The 16,655-nt window shown below is 62.2% G+C and carries 14 protein-coding genes; 12 read left to right on the top strand and 2 right to left on the bottom strand.

All coding sequences use genetic code 11. The features are described from left to right. Positions 1–90 precede the first annotated feature (90 nt). Positions 91–864 (bottom strand): enoyl-ACP reductase FabI, encoded by a 774-nt coding sequence (gene fabI / locus AC07TV_RS11910; protein ID WP_494648737.1) that lies wholly within the window; start codon positions 862–864, stop codon positions 91–93. Positions 865–1,137: 273 nt separating this feature from the next. On the opposite strand from fabI, the gene AC07TV_RS11905 reads away from it, so the two are divergent. From AC07TV_RS11905 to AC07TV_RS11860, 10 genes are all read left to right on the top strand, one after another. Then, complete coding sequence (locus AC07TV_RS11905) at positions 1,138–3,021, top strand: NAD(P)H-dependent oxidoreductase subunit E (RefSeq protein WP_494648736.1); 1,884 nt, start codon at positions 1,138–1,140, stop codon at positions 3,019–3,021. Further along, entirely contained in the window at positions 3,018–3,725 is a 708-nt protein-coding gene (locus AC07TV_RS11900) for a 2Fe-2S iron-sulfur cluster-binding protein (RefSeq protein ID WP_494648575.1), read from the top strand. The genes AC07TV_RS11905 and AC07TV_RS11900 overlap by 4 nt, the downstream gene beginning before the upstream one ends. Before the next feature lies 1 nt (position 3,726). Then, positions 3,727–4,275: an NADH-quinone oxidoreductase subunit B family protein gene (locus AC07TV_RS11895; RefSeq protein WP_494648574.1), complete on the top strand. Its 549-nt coding sequence runs from the start codon at positions 3,727–3,729 to the stop codon at positions 4,273–4,275. 12 nt (positions 4,276–4,287) lie between these two features. Then, complete coding sequence (locus AC07TV_RS11890; protein ID WP_494648573.1) at positions 4,288–5,751, top strand: Ni/Fe hydrogenase subunit alpha; 1,464 nt, start codon at positions 4,288–4,290, stop codon at positions 5,749–5,751. After that, positions 5,748–6,248 (top strand): hydrogenase maturation protease, encoded by a 501-nt coding sequence (locus tag AC07TV_RS11885; RefSeq protein ID WP_494648572.1) that lies wholly within the window; start codon positions 5,748–5,750, stop codon positions 6,246–6,248. The genes AC07TV_RS11890 and AC07TV_RS11885 overlap by 4 nt, the downstream gene beginning before the upstream one ends. Positions 6,249–6,335: 87 nt before the next feature. Beyond that, complete coding sequence (locus AC07TV_RS11880; protein ID WP_494648571.1) at positions 6,336–7,022, top strand: 2-phosphosulfolactate phosphatase; 687 nt, start codon at positions 6,336–6,338, stop codon at positions 7,020–7,022. A gap of 132 nt (positions 7,023–7,154) precedes the next feature. Then, positions 7,155–8,141: an HlyD family secretion protein gene (locus AC07TV_RS11875; RefSeq protein ID WP_494648570.1), complete on the top strand. Its 987-nt coding sequence runs from the start codon at positions 7,155–7,157 to the stop codon at positions 8,139–8,141. A 5-nt stretch (positions 8,142–8,146) separates the two neighbouring features. Next, complete coding sequence (rbbA, locus tag AC07TV_RS11870; protein WP_494648569.1) at positions 8,147–10,894, top strand: ribosome-associated ATPase/putative transporter RbbA; 2,748 nt, start codon at positions 8,147–8,149, stop codon at positions 10,892–10,894. Position 10,895: 1 nt separating this feature from the next. Continuing rightward, complete coding sequence (locus AC07TV_RS11865; RefSeq protein WP_494648568.1) at positions 10,896–12,029, top strand: ABC transporter permease; 1,134 nt, start codon at positions 10,896–10,898, stop codon at positions 12,027–12,029. Positions 12,030–12,128: 99 nt separating this feature from the next. Continuing rightward, positions 12,129–12,842: a hypothetical protein gene (locus tag AC07TV_RS11860; protein WP_494648567.1), complete on the top strand. Its 714-nt coding sequence runs from the start codon at positions 12,129–12,131 to the stop codon at positions 12,840–12,842. A 16-nt stretch (positions 12,843–12,858) separates the two neighbouring features. On the opposite strand, the gene AC07TV_RS11855 is transcribed toward AC07TV_RS11860, so the two are convergent. Next, entirely contained in the window at positions 12,859–13,302 is a 444-nt protein-coding gene (locus AC07TV_RS11855) for a universal stress protein (RefSeq protein WP_494648566.1), read from the bottom strand. An 83-nt stretch (positions 13,303–13,385) separates the two neighbouring features. Between AC07TV_RS11855 and AC07TV_RS11850 the strand changes: the two genes are divergently transcribed. Further along, on the top strand, positions 13,386–14,798 hold the full coding sequence (locus tag AC07TV_RS11850) for an MBL fold metallo-hydrolase RNA specificity domain-containing protein (protein ID WP_494648565.1): 1,413 nt from the start codon (positions 13,386–13,388) through the stop codon (positions 14,796–14,798). A 44-nt stretch (positions 14,799–14,842) separates the two neighbouring features. Continuing rightward, positions 14,843–16,591, top strand: coding sequence for a PHA/PHB synthase family protein (locus tag AC07TV_RS11845; protein WP_494648564.1), 1,749 nt, complete (start codon positions 14,843–14,845; stop codon positions 16,589–16,591). Positions 16,592–16,655: the final 64 nt, after the last annotated feature.

Here is a 16,655-nt window from a genome sequence, read left to right as displayed (position 1 = left end):
AAATCGTTTCAAGTTGGCGGGGATTTTTCCCCGCCATTTGAAATTTAGCCTTTTTTTCCGGTTGACCGTAGCAATCGCTACAAAAAGGCCTCAGGCGACGATATGGGCGCCGGCGTCGACGTAGATCGTCTGCCCGGTCATGCCGGACGAGCCGGGCGTGCACAGGAAGGCAGTCAGGGCACCGACTTCGTCAATCGTCACGGTGCGGCCGAGCGGTGCCTTGGCGGCATCGTTTTCGAGCAGGGTGTTGAAATTGGCGATGCCGGAAGCGGCGCGGGTCATGATCGGACCCGGCGACACGGCGAAAACGCGAATGCCCTTGGGGCCGAGGTCGTAGGCCATGTAGCGGACGGCCGATTCGAGCGCGGCCTTGATGATGCCCATGACGCCGTAGTTGCGCACGACGCGCTCGGCGCCGAGGTAGGACATGGTGATCAGTGAGCCACCGTGCGCCATCAGCGGTTCGACCGCTTTGGCCATGCGCAGGAAGCTGTGGCAGGAAATGTTCATGGCCGAGTCGAAGCCGGCTTCGGTGGTGTCGATGACGCGGCCGTGCAGGTCGTCGCCATTACAGAAGGCCATCGAGTGGATGGCGAAGTCGAGTTCGCCGAATTCGTCGCCGCACTGCTTGATGGCGGCTTCAAGGCTGCCTTCCTCGGTCACGTCGAGCTTCAGGAAGAGCTTGGCGCCGAGCGCTTCGGCCAGCGGCTGGGTGTATTTCGCCGTTTTATCGTTCTGGTAGGTCAGGGCAATTTCGCCGCCCAGAGCGCGAATGGCCTTGGCGACGGCAAAAGCAATCGACTTGTCATTGGCGACACCGGTAATCAGGCCTTTTTTGCCAGCCAGCGGTAGCAAGGCATTCATGCTGGCCAGGGGGGATTGCTCGTTTATTGTGTTCATGCTGTTCTTCCTCAAAGAGTCGATCAGGGCGTATTGCGTTGCACCATTCGTAATCGTATATCGCCAAATGATGGTGCTTTGTCTATGTTGCGACGCAGCACCATTGTTGCACATTCCGGTTTTCCGGAGTGTTACAAATGCCCGCCAGTTGACTTCGGACAACAAACGGAAACGTTCCGGTGCTAGTCTTTTGATGTCATAGGCAATTTTCAGGAGATTGTCGTGGGGCTAAATGAAATGCATGCCGAAGCGGTCGCCGGTGTTGTCGACCGGGTGATCAATCGATATCGACGCGATCCGACCTGCATGTTGCAGATCCTGCGCGAGGTTCAGGAGGTCTGCGACTGGGTTCCCCCCGAAGCCATCGACCGCATGCAGGCCATGCTCGGCGTGCCGCGGACCAAGATCGAGGGCGTCGCCGGTTTTTATTCCTTCATTTACACCGAACCGCGCGGCAAATACCGGGTGTTGTTTTCTGACAACATTACCGACCGCATGCAAGGCAACCGGGCGCTCATGGAGCGCCTGTGCGGCAACCTCTGGGTCGAGCGCGGCAAGGTTTCCGAAGACGGCCTGGTCAGCGTCGGCAAGACGGCCTGTACCGGCCTGTGCGACCAGGGGCCGGGCATGCTGGTCAATAACTATGCGATTGGCGGCTTGAGCCTGGAGCGCATCGACGAAATCGCCGAACTGATCCGCAACAAGGTGCCGCTGACCGACTGGCCGGCGGCCTACTTCAAGATCGAAGACAACATCCGGCGCGCAGACATCCTGCTCACGGCTGACTTCAAGCCCGGCGAAGCCTTGCTCGCCGCGCGGGCGCGGGCGCCAAGCGACGGCCTGAATTCCTCGAACATGCGCTCCTGGCGCGAAGGCCTGCCCAGCGGCATCGGCGGACCGGGCGCCACGCTCGACGAAATCAAGCGCGCCAACCTGCGCGGCCGCGGTGGCGCCGGTTTCACCACCGGCCTGAAGTGGGAAGCCTGCCGCAATGCGCAGCTCAAGGCCGGCCACCAGCGCATCGTCGTCTGCAACGCCGACGAAGGCGAGCCGGGCACTTTCAAGGATCGCGTTCTGCTCTCGAAATTCCCCGATCTCGTTTTCGAGGGCATGACGGTGGCCGCCTACGCCATTGGCGCAACGCGCGGTTTCGTCTATCTGCGCGGCGAATACCGCTACCTGCTCGATCACCTCAATGCCGTGCTGGCCAACCGGCGCCGTGAGAACCTGTTGGGCAAGGACATCTGTGGCTTGCCCGGGGCGGATTTCGACATCGAAATTCATGTCGGCGCTGGCGCCTACGTTTGCGGCGAGGAATCGGCGCTCATCGAATCGCTTGAAGGCAAGCGCGGCACGCCGCGCAACCGGCCACCTTTCCCGGTGACCAACGGCTATCTCGACCAGCCGACCATCGTCAATAACGTCGAAACCTTTGCCGCAGCAGCCTTGATCGCCCTGAAAGGTGGCGAGTGGTATGCCGGCATCGGGACCAGGCACTCGGCCGGGACGAAGATCATTTCGGTCTCCGGCGATTGTGAGCGGCCGGGCATTTACGAATATCCGTTCGGTGTCAGCATCCGCCAGGTGCTCGAAGACTGCGGCGCCACCGACACTCAGGCTGTGCAGGTCAGCGGGCCGTCCGGCATCTGCGTTGCCGAGAACGAATTCGACCGCATCATCGGCTTCGAGGACATCCCGACCGCTGGCGCTTTTACGATCTTCAACAAGTCTCGCGACATGTTCGAGGTGGCACGCAACTACGTGCATTTCTTTCAGCACGAAAGCTGCGGTTTCTGCACGCCGTGCCGGGTCGGCACCTCGCTGCTCAAGAACCTCATGGACAAGCTGCATTACGGCAGCGGTTCGCCCTACGACTTTGCCGAAATCGAGAAGCTTAACCAGCTGCTGCAATCGATGAGCCATTGCGGCCTTGGCCATACCGCCTGCAATCCCGTGCTCGACACCATCGCCAAGTTCCGCCCGGCTTACGACAAGCGGATGATGCAGCAGGACTTCACGCCGGCCTTCGATCTCGACCGCGAACTGTCGGCCGCCCGGCAAATGACCGGGCGCGACGATGCCGGAGCGCATCTGGCGACGGAACATGGAGGTCAATCATGAGCCATACCTTTACGCTCGACGGCAAGGTCGTTCCCTTCGTCGAAGGGCAGACCATCATCCAGGCGGCCAGCGCAGCCGGCATCTTCATTCCACACCTGTGCTACCACCCGGAGTTCAAGCCGCACGGCTCGTGCAAGTTGTGTACGGTCAAGGTCAATGGCCGGCATACGGCTTCCTGTACCATGCGCGCGGCAGCCGGCATGGTCGTCGAGAGCGAGACCGAGGAGATCAACAGCGAACGCCGGGCGCTGACCCAGATGCTCTTTGTCGAGGGCAATCACTTCTGCCCATCCTGCGAGAAGAGCGGCAACTGCCAGTTGCAGGCGACGGCCTACCATCTTGGGATGATGTCGGCGCATTACGACCATTTCTTCCCGAATCGCGCCGTCGACGCCTCGCACCCCGAGGCGCTGCTCGACTTCAACCGCTGCATCCTCTGCTCGCTGTGCGTGCGGGCCAGCCGCGACGTCGATGGCAAGAACGTCTTTGCGCTCTCTGGGCGCGGTATCAAGACCCATCTGATCGTCAATGCCAAATCCGGCCAGTTGGCCGACACCGACTTCACGCTGGACGACAAGGCGGCACAGGTCTGCCCGGTCGGCGTCATTCTCAAGAAACGCCAGGGTTTCGCCGTGCCGATCGGTGAGCGCAAGTACGACAAGGCGCCGATTTCCGAAACCGCCGAATCGACGGAGGGCCGCTGAGATGACCACCAAGAAAAAGCTGAAAGTCGCCACGACCTCGCTGGCCGGCTGTTTCGGCTGCCACATGTCCTTTCTCGACATCGACGAGCGGCTGTTCACGCTGCTCGAACACATCGAGTTCGACCGTTCGCCGCTGACCGACATCAAGACCTGCAGTCCGGATTGTGACATCGGCATCATTGAGGGCGGCCTGTGCAATGCCGAGAACGTCCATGTTCTGCGCGAGTTCCGCAAGAACTGCAAGATCCTCATCGCCATGGGCGCCTGCGCCATCAACGGTGGCCTGCCTGCACAGCGCAACCACCTGCCGCTGACGACCATCCTCGAAGAGGTCTATCACACCAGCCCGGGGCTGGCCAACGGCATGGTCCCGAACGACCCGGAGCTGCCTCTGCCGCTCAACCAGGTGCATCCGATCCATGAGGTCGTCAAGATCGATTATTTCATGCCCGGTTGTCCGCCTTCGGCTGACGCGATCTGGAAGGTGCTGACTGACCTTCTTGCTGGTAAAGAACCGGAATTAGGCCACGGCCTGATGCATTACGATTAATTGAGGTAGAAAATGACCTACCAACTAGAAACCGCCGCCCACCCCGAAACCCTGCGCCGTGTCGCGATTGACCCCGTCTCCCGGGTCGAGGGTCACGGCAAGGTGACCATCCTGCTCGACGACCAGAACAAGGTGCATCAGGTGCGCCTGCACATCGTCGAATTCCGTGGCTTCGAGAAGTTCATCCAGGGCCGGCCGTACTGGGAGGTCCCGGTCATGGTCCAGCGCCTGTGTGGCATCTGCCCGGTGTCGCACCACCTGGCCGCCTCCAAGGCGCTCGATGTCATCGTTGGCGCCAAAAAGCTCACGGCGACGGCCGAAAAGATGCGCCGGCTGATGCATTACGGCCAGATGCTGCAATCGCACGCGCTGCATTTCTTCCACCTTTGCTCGCCGGACCTGCTCTTCGGTTTCGACAGCGACGTAACCAAGCGCAACATTGTCGGCGTCGCCATGGCGCATCCGGAAACGGCCAAGCGCGGCGTGCTGCTGCGTCGATTCGGCCAGGAGGTCATTCGGGTTACGGCCGGCAAGCGCGTCCATGGCACCGGCGCCATCCCGGGCGGCGTCAACAAGGCATTGACCATTGCCGAGCGCGATGAGCTGCTCAAGGACATCTATCACATCATCCAGTGGTCGCGCGACGCGGTACAGCTGATCCAGAAGGTGCACACGCAGGACCCCGGGCTGTACAACAGCTTTGGCATCTTCCGCTCCAATTTCATGTCCATCGTCGGCAACAACGGCGATCTCGACTTCTACCACGGCACGCTGCGCGCCCGCGACGACAACGGCAAGATCATTTTCGACCATGTCGATTACCAGCAGTACCACCAGTACATCGAGGAAGAAGTGCGGCCGTGGAGCTACATGAAATTCCCATACTTCAAGTCCATCGGCAAGGAACACGGCTGGTACAAGGTCGGCCCGCTGGCCCGGGTGCAGAACTGCTGCCAGATTTCGACCCCCTTCGCCGAACATGAGCGCAAGGAATTCGTCGATTACGCCGGCGGCTCGCCGATGCACGCGCCTCTCGCCTACCATTGGACGCGGATGATCGAGATGCTGCACGCTGCCGAAGTGATCAAGGAATTGCTGCATGACGACGATCTGCTCGGCAGCGACCTGCTGGTCCAGGGCGAGCGCCAGATGGAAGGCGTCGGCGTCATCGAGGCGCCGCGCGGCACGCTCTTCCACCACTACCGCGTTGATGAAAACGATCTCGTCACCATGGCCAACCTCATCGTGTCGACGACCAACAACAACCAGGCGATGAACGAAGCCATCCGCCACGTCGCCAGGCGCTACCTGCACGGCCACGAAGTAACCGAAGGCCTGCTCAACCACATCGAAGTCGCCATCCGTGCCTTCGACCCCTGCCTGTCCTGCGCCACGCACGCGCTGGGCAAAATGCCGCTGGAAGTCGAACTGGTCGATCCTGAAGGGCGCATCGTGCATTCGCTGAGCCGTTCGTGAGCGCACCCGTCGTCATCTTCGCCGTCGGCAACCCAAGCCGCGGCGACGACGCGCTCGGGCCGGAATGCCACGGTCAACTGGAAAAATGGCTCGAAAATGAAAATCTGGCCGACCAGTTCGAGCTGATCGAGGACTTCCAGCTCCAGATCGAACACGCCCTCGACTTGCAGGGCCGACAACTCGCCCTGTTCATCGACGCCGGCGCCAACACGCCGGGGCCGTTCACCTTCGAGCGCATCGTCCCGGCCACCGCCGCCGCCTATACGACGCACGAACTGCCACCCGAAGCGGTGTTGCAGGTTTATCTCCAGACCGAAGGCGAAGAACCGCCGCCGGCCTTCGTGCTGTGCATTCGCGGCGAGACTTTCGAACTCGGTGAAGCGCTGTCGGCGGCAGCGAGCCGCCATCTTGACGCGGCCTTCAGCCTGCTGAACAGCCTCTGCCGGCAACCCTCGCTGGCCGCCTGGGAACGGGTGGCGACACCCGTCAGCGGCTGAAAGCATAGCAGCCGACCAGGTCAGTTTTGCGATGAGGCCCGGCCTGGCGTTATGCTGGCATTTCCAAGCCCCGCTTCAATCGCCGCCATGAAGTTCTCCCGCCTCTTTTTGAACCGCCTGCAGAATCAACCGGTCGTCACCGATACGGTTGTCGTCATCGACGTTCTGCGCTCGTTCACCTCGGCGGCGGTGATGCTGGCCCGGGGGGCGCGGGCGATTTATCCGGTTGAGCGCATCGCAGCGGCCACGGCCATGCTGGCAGAAATGCCGCAGCCGCTTTCGGTTGGTGCCGTGGGCGGCGGCGATCCGGTGCCCGGCTTTGATTTCGGCAACTCCCCGTCACAACTGATGCAGGCCGATCTGGCCGGCCGGCAGGTGGTGATGACCACGGCGGCCGGCGTTCGCGGACTGCAGCGGTTTCGCCAGGCGCGCCGGCTCTTCGCTGCCAGTCTGGTCTGCGCCCGGGCAACGGCCGAGGCGATCCGTGCGACGGGGGCCGATGAGGTCTGCTTCGTCATCACCGGCGAATGGGTGGACCGCGACGGCGACGAGGACATTGCCTGCGCCGACTACATCGAAGCCCTGTTGCGTGGCGCTGATGTGGCGCCGGAAGATTTCGTCCAGCGCGTCCGCCTGTCCGATTTCGGGCAGCGCTTTACCGCTGGCACCTGGCCGAACCTGCCGCTGGCCGACCTCGATATCGCCGCCCAGCCCGACCTTTTCACCTTCGCCATGCCGGTGCGGCGCGAAGGGGGGCATCTGGTCATTCGGTAATGTTTCCAGGAAAGGCAGCCTTTCCTGTGCTGGTGTGAATCCCCGGCCTGTTCGAGGTGGGCGAATTTAAGCCGGAGGCTTATAATCAAATCTACATAATGACCGCTAAGTCAGTAGTTGATTGGGGGCACCATGAACCGTTCGCGCCTTGGCAGGATTTTGCTTTTTACCCTTTTTTTCGGGTTGACCGCAGCAATCGGGTTGTACCTCTATCAGCATCGTCCGGCCGGTTTGCCGGCTGGCCTGGCTGCCGGCAACGGGCGGCTGGAAGCGACCGAAGTTGATGTCGCAACCAAGATCGCCGGGCGCCTCGCTGAACTGGGGCCGCACGAGGGTGATTACGTCGAGGCCGGATCGGTGGTGGCCCGGCTTGATGCCGATGATCTACGGGCTCAGTTGCAGGCTGCCGAAGCACAGATTCAGCAGGCACAACGGGCAGTCGATCAGTCGCGGGCCGGGGTGCGCAAATCGCAGTCCGAAGTGTCGCTGGCCGGCAAGACATTGAAACGTTCGGAAGAACTTGTCGGCCGCGGCTTCATTTCACGAAACAAGCTGGATAGCGACCAGACTGGCATGGAAGGCGCCATGGCCGGCATGGCGCAGGCGCGTGGCAAGGTCGGCGAGGCCGATGCCGGCGTGGCTGCGGCCGAGGCGAAGGCGGAGAGCCTGCGCGTGACGCTGGCCGATACGGCATTGAAGGCACCAATTGCCGGCCGCGTGCTCTACCGGCTGGCGGAGCCGGGCGAAGTGCTGGCGGCGGGCGGCAAGGCGCTGACGCTGGTCAATCTTTCCGAGATGTTCATGACCATTTACCTGCCGACCGAGAAAGCCGGGCTGGTGGCGCTCAACAGTGAGGCGCGCATCGTGCTCGACGCCTTGCCGGGGCAGGTGATTCCGGCCACCGTCAGTTTTGTCGCGCCGAAGGCGCAATTCACGCCGCGTGAAGTCGAGACGCGTACCGAGCGGGAAAAACTGATGTTCCGCCTCAAGGTCAAGCCCAATGCAGACTGGCTGGCGGCCCACCGCGATCTGGCCAAGGGCGGCATGCCCGGCGTCGCTTATGTGAAGCTCGATGCCAACGCAGCCTGGCCGGCCAATCTGCAGATCAACGGAAAGTAAATGCCATGGACCGCCCGCCGGTCGCCAGGTTGTCCGGAGTCAGTCACTGCTACGGCGCCGTCGTCGCGCTGGAGGCGGTCGATATTGCGCTGCCGGCCGGCTGCATGGTCGGGCTGATCGGACCGGATGGCGTCGGCAAGTCGTCGCTGCTGGCGCTGCTTTCCGGGGCGCGGATGATCCAGTCCGGCAAGGTCGAGGTGCTCGGCGGCGACATCGGCGACCGCCATTTCCGCGCCACGGCGCAGCCGCGCATCGCCTACATGCCGCAGGGGCTGGGCAAGAACCTTTACCCGACGCTGTCGGTGTTCGAGAACGTCGATTTTTTCGGTCGGCTGTTCGGGCAGGGCAAGCGGGAGCGCGAGCGGCGTATCGATGAGCTGCTGGCCAGTACCGGTCTGGCCCCGTTCAAGGACCGCCCGGCGGCCAAATTGTCGGGTGGCATGAAGCAGAAACTCGGCTTGTGCTGCGCCCTGATCCACGACCCCGACCTGCTCATTCTCGACGAGCCGACGACCGGCGTCGATCCGCTCTCCCGGCGCCAGTTCTGGGAGCTGATTGATTCCATCCGGGCCCGCCGGGACGGCATGAGCGTGCTGGTGGCGACGGCCTACATGGAAGAGGCCGAGCGTTTCGACTGGCTGGTCGCCATGGATGCCGGCAAGGTGATCGGCACCGGCACGCCGGCCGAACTTCGCAAACAGAGCGGGCAGGCGACACTGGATGGCGCCTTCATCCAGTTGCTGCCGGCGGAGCGCCGGCAGGCGCATCACGAACTGGTCATCCCGCCGCGGGTTGGCGATGGCGGCGTGTTCGCCATCGAGGCCGAGGGGCTGTCGCAGCGTTTTGGCGATTTCACGGCGGTCGATCACGTCAGCTTCAAGATCGAGCCGGGCGAGATTTTCGGCTTTCTCGGCTCGAACGGCTGCGGCAAGACGACGACGATGAAAATGCTGACCGGCCTGCTGCCGCCGACCGAAGGCGGGGCAAGACTGTTTGGCAAGACGGTCGATGCCCGCGACCTCGAGACGCGCAAGCAGGTTGGTTACATGTCGCAGTCGTTCTCGCTTTACGGCGAGCTGACGGTGGCTGCCAACCTCGATCTGCACGCCCGGCTGTTTCATCTGCCGGACGCCCGGCGCGGCCCGCGCATTGCCGACCTGATGGCGCGTTTCGGGCTCGAACCCTACGCCGACAAGGCGGCGGCCGATCTGCCACTCGGCATCCGCCAGCGTTTGTCGCTGGCCGTGGCCGTGGTCCATCAACCGAAGCTGCTCATCCTCGACGAGCCGACCTCAGGCGTCGACCCGGTGGCGCGTGACGAATTCTGGGCGCTGCTCGTCGAACTGTCGCGCCAGCAGGGCGTCACCATCTTCATTTCGACCCATTTCATGAACGAAGCCGAGCGCTGCGACCGCATTTCGCTGATGCACGCCGGCAAGGTGCTGGCCAGCGACACGCCGGCCGGGCTGTGCGCAGCGCGCGGCGTGCCGACGCTGGAAGCGGCCTTCATCAGCTATCTGGAGGAGGCGACGGGCGTTGCCGGGCAGGCTTCCACGGTCAACCCGAAAAATGAGCCAAAAATGAAAGCGGCCGAGGCGCCGCCCAACACGCCGGCGGCCCGGCCCGCCGCCTTCAGCCTGCGCCGCCTGCTCGGCTACGCCTACCGCGAGGCGCTGGAACTCCGGCGCGACAGCATCCGGCTGGCCTTCGCGCTGCTCGGCTCGGTGCTCATGATGTTCGTGCTCGGCCATGGCCTGTCCTTCGATGTCGAAGGGCTGCGCTTTGCCGTGCTCGATCGCGATCAAACCCCGGAAAGCCGGGACTACATTGCCAACGTGGCCGGCTCGCGGTATTTCGTCGAGCGCCCGGCCCTGGCCGACGATGCCGATCTCGACCGCCGCATGAAGAGCGGCGAGGTATCGCTGGCCATCGACATTCCCGAAGGCTATGGCCGCGACCTGCGGCGCGGCCGCAAGCCGGAAGTCGGCGTCTGGGTGGATGGCGCCATGCCCTACCGCGGCGAGACGATACGCGGCTACATGGACGGCCTGCACCGCGATTACGTCCGCCAGATGCTGCGCGAGGCGAGCGGCAACTACCCGGCCAAGGTGCTGGAGATCCAGTCGCGCTATCGCTACAACCAGGATTTCAAGAGCGTCTACGCCATGGTGCCGGCGGTCATCCCGCTGCTCCTGCTGCTCATTCCGGCCATCCTGATGGCGCTCGGCGTGGTCCGCGAAAAGGAACTCGGCTCGATCACCAACCTCTACGTCACGCCGGTGACGCGGCTCGAATTCCTGATTGGCAAGCAGTTGCCCTACATCGCCGTGTGCATGGTCAGCTACCTGCTGATGATGGGTGAGGCGGTTTTTGTCTTCGGCGTCCCGGTCAAGGGCAGCTTTGCCGCGATGACGCTCGGCGCCTTGCTTTACGTCACGGCGACCACCGGCCTCGGCCTGCTCATGTCCACCTTCACCAAGACGCAGATCGCCGCCTTGTTCGGCACCGCCATCGTCACCATGCTGCCGACCATCCAGTTCTCCGGCCTGACCACGCCGGTCGAAGCCCTTGAGGGGGCGGGCTACTGGATCGGCCAGGGCTATCCGGCGACCTATTTCATCCTGATCTGCCGCGGCGCCTTTACCAAGGGCTTGGGTTTTGCCGACCTGTGGCCGTCGCTGCTCGCGCTGGCCGCCTTCATTCCGCTGCTGACCATAGCCAGCGTCGCCTTGCTGAAAAAACAGGAGAAATAGCGTGGCCGGCTTTTCACTGAGCAACATCTTCCGCCTCGGCCTCAAGGAACTGCGCAGCCTGGCCGCCGACAAGGTGCTGCTCGGGCTGATCGTCTGGGCCTTCTCTGGCGCCATCTACGAGGCAGCGACAGGCAGCTCGCAGCAGCTCAACAATGCCCCGGTCGCCATCGTTGACGAAGACAATTCGCCGCTCTCGACGCGGCTGGCCGGCGCGCTCTATCCGCCGTATTTCCGTCGTCCCGAATTGATTGGGCTGGAACAGGTCGACGATGCGATGAACCGGAATTTGTACTCCTTCGTGCTGGTCATCCCCAGTCATTTCCAGCGCGACATGAGCGCCGGGCGGCACCCGGAAATCCAGCTCAACATCGACGCCACGGTGATCAGCCAGGCCTTCATCGGGGCCAGCTACATCAACAACATCGCCAGCGGCGAGGTCGGTGAATTCCTGACCGGGCGCCGCGCGGCCGAGGACACGCCGATTCGCCTGACGACCCGGGCCCGCTTCAACCCGAACCTCACCGGCGTCTGGTTCGGCGGCGTCATGGAGGCGATCAACAACGTCACCATGCTGACCATCATCCTGGTCGGCGCCGCCTTCATCCGCGAACGCGAGCACGGCACCATCGAGCACCTGCTGGTCATGCCGCTGCGGCCGTTCGAAATCATGATGGCGAAGATCTGGGCCAACGGGCTGGCCGTGCTGATCGGCGTTGCCTTCGCGCTGCTCGTCATGGTCCAGCAGATCCTGCAGGTGCCGATAGCCGGGTCGGTCGGGCTCTTTCTCGCGGCGGCGGTGTTCTATCTGTTTTCGGCGGCGTCGATCGGCATCTTCCTCGGCACACTGGCCCGCTCGATGCCGCAGCTCGGCCTGCTCATCATCATCACCATCGTGCCGCTGCAACTGCTTTCCGGCGGCGTGACACCGCAGGAAAGCATGCCGGCAGCGATCCAGAACATCATGGCCTTGACGCCGACCACCTACTTCGTTCGCCTGGCCCAGGGCATTCTTTACCGTGGTGCCGGGCTCGATGTCATCTGGCCCGATCTTCTCGGCATGACGGCCGTCGGCGCTTGTTTCTTCACCATCGCCCTGATTCGTTTCCGCAAGGCAGTGACGCAGACGCAGGTGTAAACCGCATCAGAATTTGTTGATATGCATCATGGGCTGCTCATGCCCGGGAGCGGAAAATTCAGCTGACTTGTTGCTCCATGGGAAGCGGTTCAAGTCGATATGTTTTTCCTCAGATACATCTTCACGGCGACTCTGGTCGCCGTCTTTTTTGGCCCGGCTCAGGCGGCGGAAACTGCCGAGCAGCAATTCAATTCCATTGCCCGGTTACCGCCCGAGAGCCTCGGCACCAAAGTCGGGCAAGCCATTGAAGTCGATGTCGATCTGGCCGCCAGCGGCAGCCTCGCTGTTACGGTCGTCGGCGAGCGGATCGATGTCCTCTACCGGATGGCCTTCAACCAGATTGCCGAAGGCTGGAACTGGCGTCCCTTGGCCGATCCTGCGGTCGACGACTATTACCAGTTCAAATTCCTGCCGCTGCAGTCGGTCACCGTCGAGCGTGGCGCATACGAGCACGAGGACAAGATCGGGACGCCGCAGCAGATGAAGGTGACGTGGCGTTACGACTATTTCCTGGCCTTCGCCAATCTCTACGATTTCTATCCGCGCAGCGTCGATGACGACGCCGGGTTCTCGGCCAATCTACCGGCCACGCAGGCCGGGCGCGTTGGCATGCGGGCGAAGGCTCGGCTGATCGAACCGGTGATCAGTGAGAGCACGACCTTCTGGAAGGCAACCTATGGCAAGCCGACCGATTTCACCCTGAAAAAGCGCTATCTGCTCGGCACGCTGGAAGAGGTGGCGTTCATCGATACCGCCAGCGGCGAAGTGCTGTGCCGGATCCGGCCGGGGCAGGGGCGCTGCACCGGCCGTTGAATAAGTTATGCAGGGTTCAGCGATAGACCAGTACCGGCACCTTGGAGTGGGTCAGTACCTTGTTGGTCTCGCTGCCGAGCAAAAAACCGCTGATGCCGCGGCGACCGTGGGAGGCCATGAAAATCAGGTCGCAGCCGGATTTCTCGGCGGCTTCGATGATCGCTTCGTAGGGGACGTCGCTGGTGGCGGCTGCCGTGCTGCACTGGACGCCGGCATCGGCGCACATTTTCTCGACTTCACCGAGATATTCACGGGCTTGCTGGTCGGCCAGCTCGGCGAATTTTTCGGGGGTCGTCGGATCGATCAGGGCGCCTTCGCCGAAGTAGGCGATGGGATATTCCGGCTTGGCGAAAAATACGGTGATTCGGGCGCCGGCTTCCTTGGCAAAGGAAACCGCGCGTTGTGCCGTGGCGCGCGAGAGTTCGGAGCCGTCGGTCGGTACGAAGATATGCTGGAACATGCGTAACCTCCTGAAATGGTCTGCTGGCGTTGCGTTCCGCCTTGTTGAGGTTCATGCTACGCCAAGTCGGGAGGAATGAAAACATGCGTCTCGGATTTCTCGGAGCGGCCGGTGAAGTGACTGGTTCCTGCACCCTGGTGGAAGCGGGGGGCGCCCGTTTTCTGGTCGATTGCGGCATGTTTCAGGGCGGCCCCGAAGCACGGCAAAAGAACCAGAAGGCGCTCAATTTCGGCTTCGATGTCCGGCAGATCGACTTTGTTCTGCTCACCCATGCCCACATCGACCATTCCGGCCTGTTGCCCAGGCTTTCCATGCTCGGTTATCGCGGCCCGGTTTATGCCACGCAGGCAACCATCGACCTGCTCGAAGTCCTCTTGCCGGACAGCGCCCACATCCAGGAAAAGGAAGCCGAGTGGCAATTGCGCCATCGGCGGCGTGGCGGCAAGGCCGAGCGGGGTATCCCTGCGCCCTTGTATTCCGTGGCTCAGGCGCTGGCCTCGCTCAAGCTTCTAAGGGCCGTTTCCTACGGTCAACCGGAAAAAACGGCCGAAAACGTAAGCGTCATTTTTCGCGATGCCGGCCATATTCTTGGCTCGGCTTTTCTGGAAGTCACCGTAAAGAGGGAGGGCAAGCCGCGTCGGCTGGTATTTTCCGGCGATCTCGGCATGTCGAACCGGTTGGTGATGTGCGACCCGGCGCCGTCGCCCACCGAAGCCGATGTGCTGCTCATCGAGTCGACCTACGGCGACCGCCTGCACCGCTCCATGCCGGAAACCGAAGACGAAATTGTCGCTGCCTTCGAGCGCACGCTGGCGGCCAAGGGCAACCTGATCATCCCCGCCTTCGCGGTCGGGCGGACGCAGGAGATCATTTACATCTTGGCTGACCTCGTTCGCCGCAAGCGGTTATCGCCGCTAAAGGTCTATGTCGATTCGCCGATGGCCAACGCGGCAACACGCATCACGCTGGCCAACCAGCACCTGCTGGATGCCGAAACCTGCGAGCTGATCGCCTGGATGAAAGCCCATCCCAGGCAGATGAGCCTCGAACTGGTCGCCGATGTCGAGCGTTCGATCCAGCTCAACGACATTCGTAGCGGTGCCGTGATCATCTCGGCCAGCGGCATGTGCGAGGCCGGCCGGATCAAGTACCACCTGCGCGAAAACCTGCCGCGCAGCGAGTGCTCGATCCTGATCGCCGGATTTCAGGCGGCCGGCACGCTCGGTCGGCGTCTGGTGGATGGGGCGAAACTGGTCCATATCTTCGGCCAGCCGGTGCCGGTTCGGGCCCGCATCTACACCGTTGGCGGGTTGTCGGCCCACGCCGACCAGGCTGCCTTGCTCAAGTGGCTGGGCGGCTTTCACAAGGCGCCAGGCAGTACTTTCGTTGTGCACGGCGAAGCCGGTGCATCGGCCAATTTCAAGCGTGCCATCGAAGCCACACTCGGCTGGTCGGATGTCCGATTGCCGCTCCCCGGCGAGTTCATATCGGCGTAACATCAATTCATTGTATTCATACTGAATCAGTAAGAGGGAATCCCATGTCTGGTAATGGAACAGGTCGCCACAACGGCGTCGATATCAATACCCTGAGTCCGGTCGAGTCGCTCGGCAAGGCGGTCAGCAACGCCATCGACCCTTATGGCGTGACGACCTCGCTGCTCAACGCGCAAATGGCCTGGTTGATGCACCCGCAGGAGCTGAGCCGCGCGATGAGTGCACTGTCGGGCGATCTCGTTGCGCTGCAGTCCCATGTCATGCGTCGGGCGCTGGGCATCCCTTCCGGAGACGTTGTCCGGCCAAGTGCCGACGATGCCCGTTTTGCCGACCCGATCTGGAGTGAGTCGGCCAGCTGGGACATCGTCAAGGAGTGGTATGTTGCCTTCGAACACCATTTCGAGGACATGTTGTTCGAGACGCCGGGGTTGTCCGACAAGGAGCGTCGTCGCTCCGCCTTCTGGCTGCGTAACTGGCTCAACATGGTGGCGCCGACCAATTTCTTCTGGCTCAATCCGGTGGCCATGAAACGCTTCGTCGAAACCAGTGGCGGCAGCCTCAAGCAAGGGTGGGAAAACTTCCAGCGCGACGTCAAGGCCAAGAACATCCTGATGGTCGAGCCGGATGCCTTCAAGATCGGCGAGGATCTGGCCACGACGCCGGGCAAGGTCGTCTTCCGCAACCGGCTGGTCGAGCTGATCCACTACGCGCCGACCACCGAAAAGGTTAGGGCGATGCCCATCGTCATCATCACGCCGTGGATCAACAAGTTCTACATCCTCGACCTGACGGCCAGGAAGAGCATGGTCAAGTACCTGACTGACCAGGGCTTCTCGGTATTCATCACGAGCTGGAAAAATCCGGGCGAGGATCTTGCCGACGTGCGCTTCGACGATTACCTGCTCGAAGGCGTCAACGAAGTCGTTCGCGTCGTGACCGAATTCTGCAAGGTGCCCAAGGTGCATCTGGTCGGCTATTGCATTGGGGGTACGCTGGTCAGTACCTACATGGCCTGGGCCAACAAGCATTTGGGGACGGACAAGGTGCCGGTCGCCCATTGGACCTTATTCACGACTCTGACCGATTTTGCCCACCCCGGCGACATCGACGTCTTCATCGATGAAGCCTGCATCAGCGCGCTGGAGGAGTCGATGGCCAAGAAGGGCTATCTCGACGGCAGCGAAATGGCCAGTTCCTTCCGCATGCTGCGCTCCAACCCGCTGATCTGGAATTACTGGGTCAACAGCTATCTGCTCGGCCAGCCTTTGCCGCCGTTCGACGTGCTGTTCTGGAACATGGACACGACGCGCATGCCGCAGGCCATGCATTCCTATTACCTGCGCGAGTTCTACCTCAACAACAACCTGATCAAGCGCGACAAGCTGACCATCGCCGGCGAAACGATCGACCTCGACCTGATCGAACAGCCGCTCTACGCGGTGACCGCGGAAGACGACCATATTGCGCCATGGAAGCAGTGCTACCGGATTCGCAAGCAGATCAACGTCAAGGCCCCCGTACGCTTCGTGCTGTCTACCTCGGGACATATCCTCGGCATCGTCAATCCGCCGGCCAACCCGCCCAAGCGGGCCTACTGGATCGGCGAACCCGAACGCAACGAGCACTGGGAACACTGGTTCGACCGGGCCGAGAAAAAGCCGGGTACCTGGTGGGAGGACTGGACTCGCTGGCTCGGCGAACGCACGGGCAATCTGGTCGATGCCTACCCGGCGGCCAATCGCAAGTTCCCGGCCCTGGCCGATGCGCCGGGCAGCTATGTTCTCGAAAAATAAGTGGCAAAACCGACAATCATCTGGTTGTTCCTTGCTGGAGTTGATACATTGATGGCTGACTGAA

This window comes from Azonexus sp. GW821-FHT04F04 (assembly GCF_059420025.1).
The sequence above is the reverse complement of the archived record's forward strand: the minus strand, read 5'-3'. Positions and strand labels throughout refer to the sequence as shown.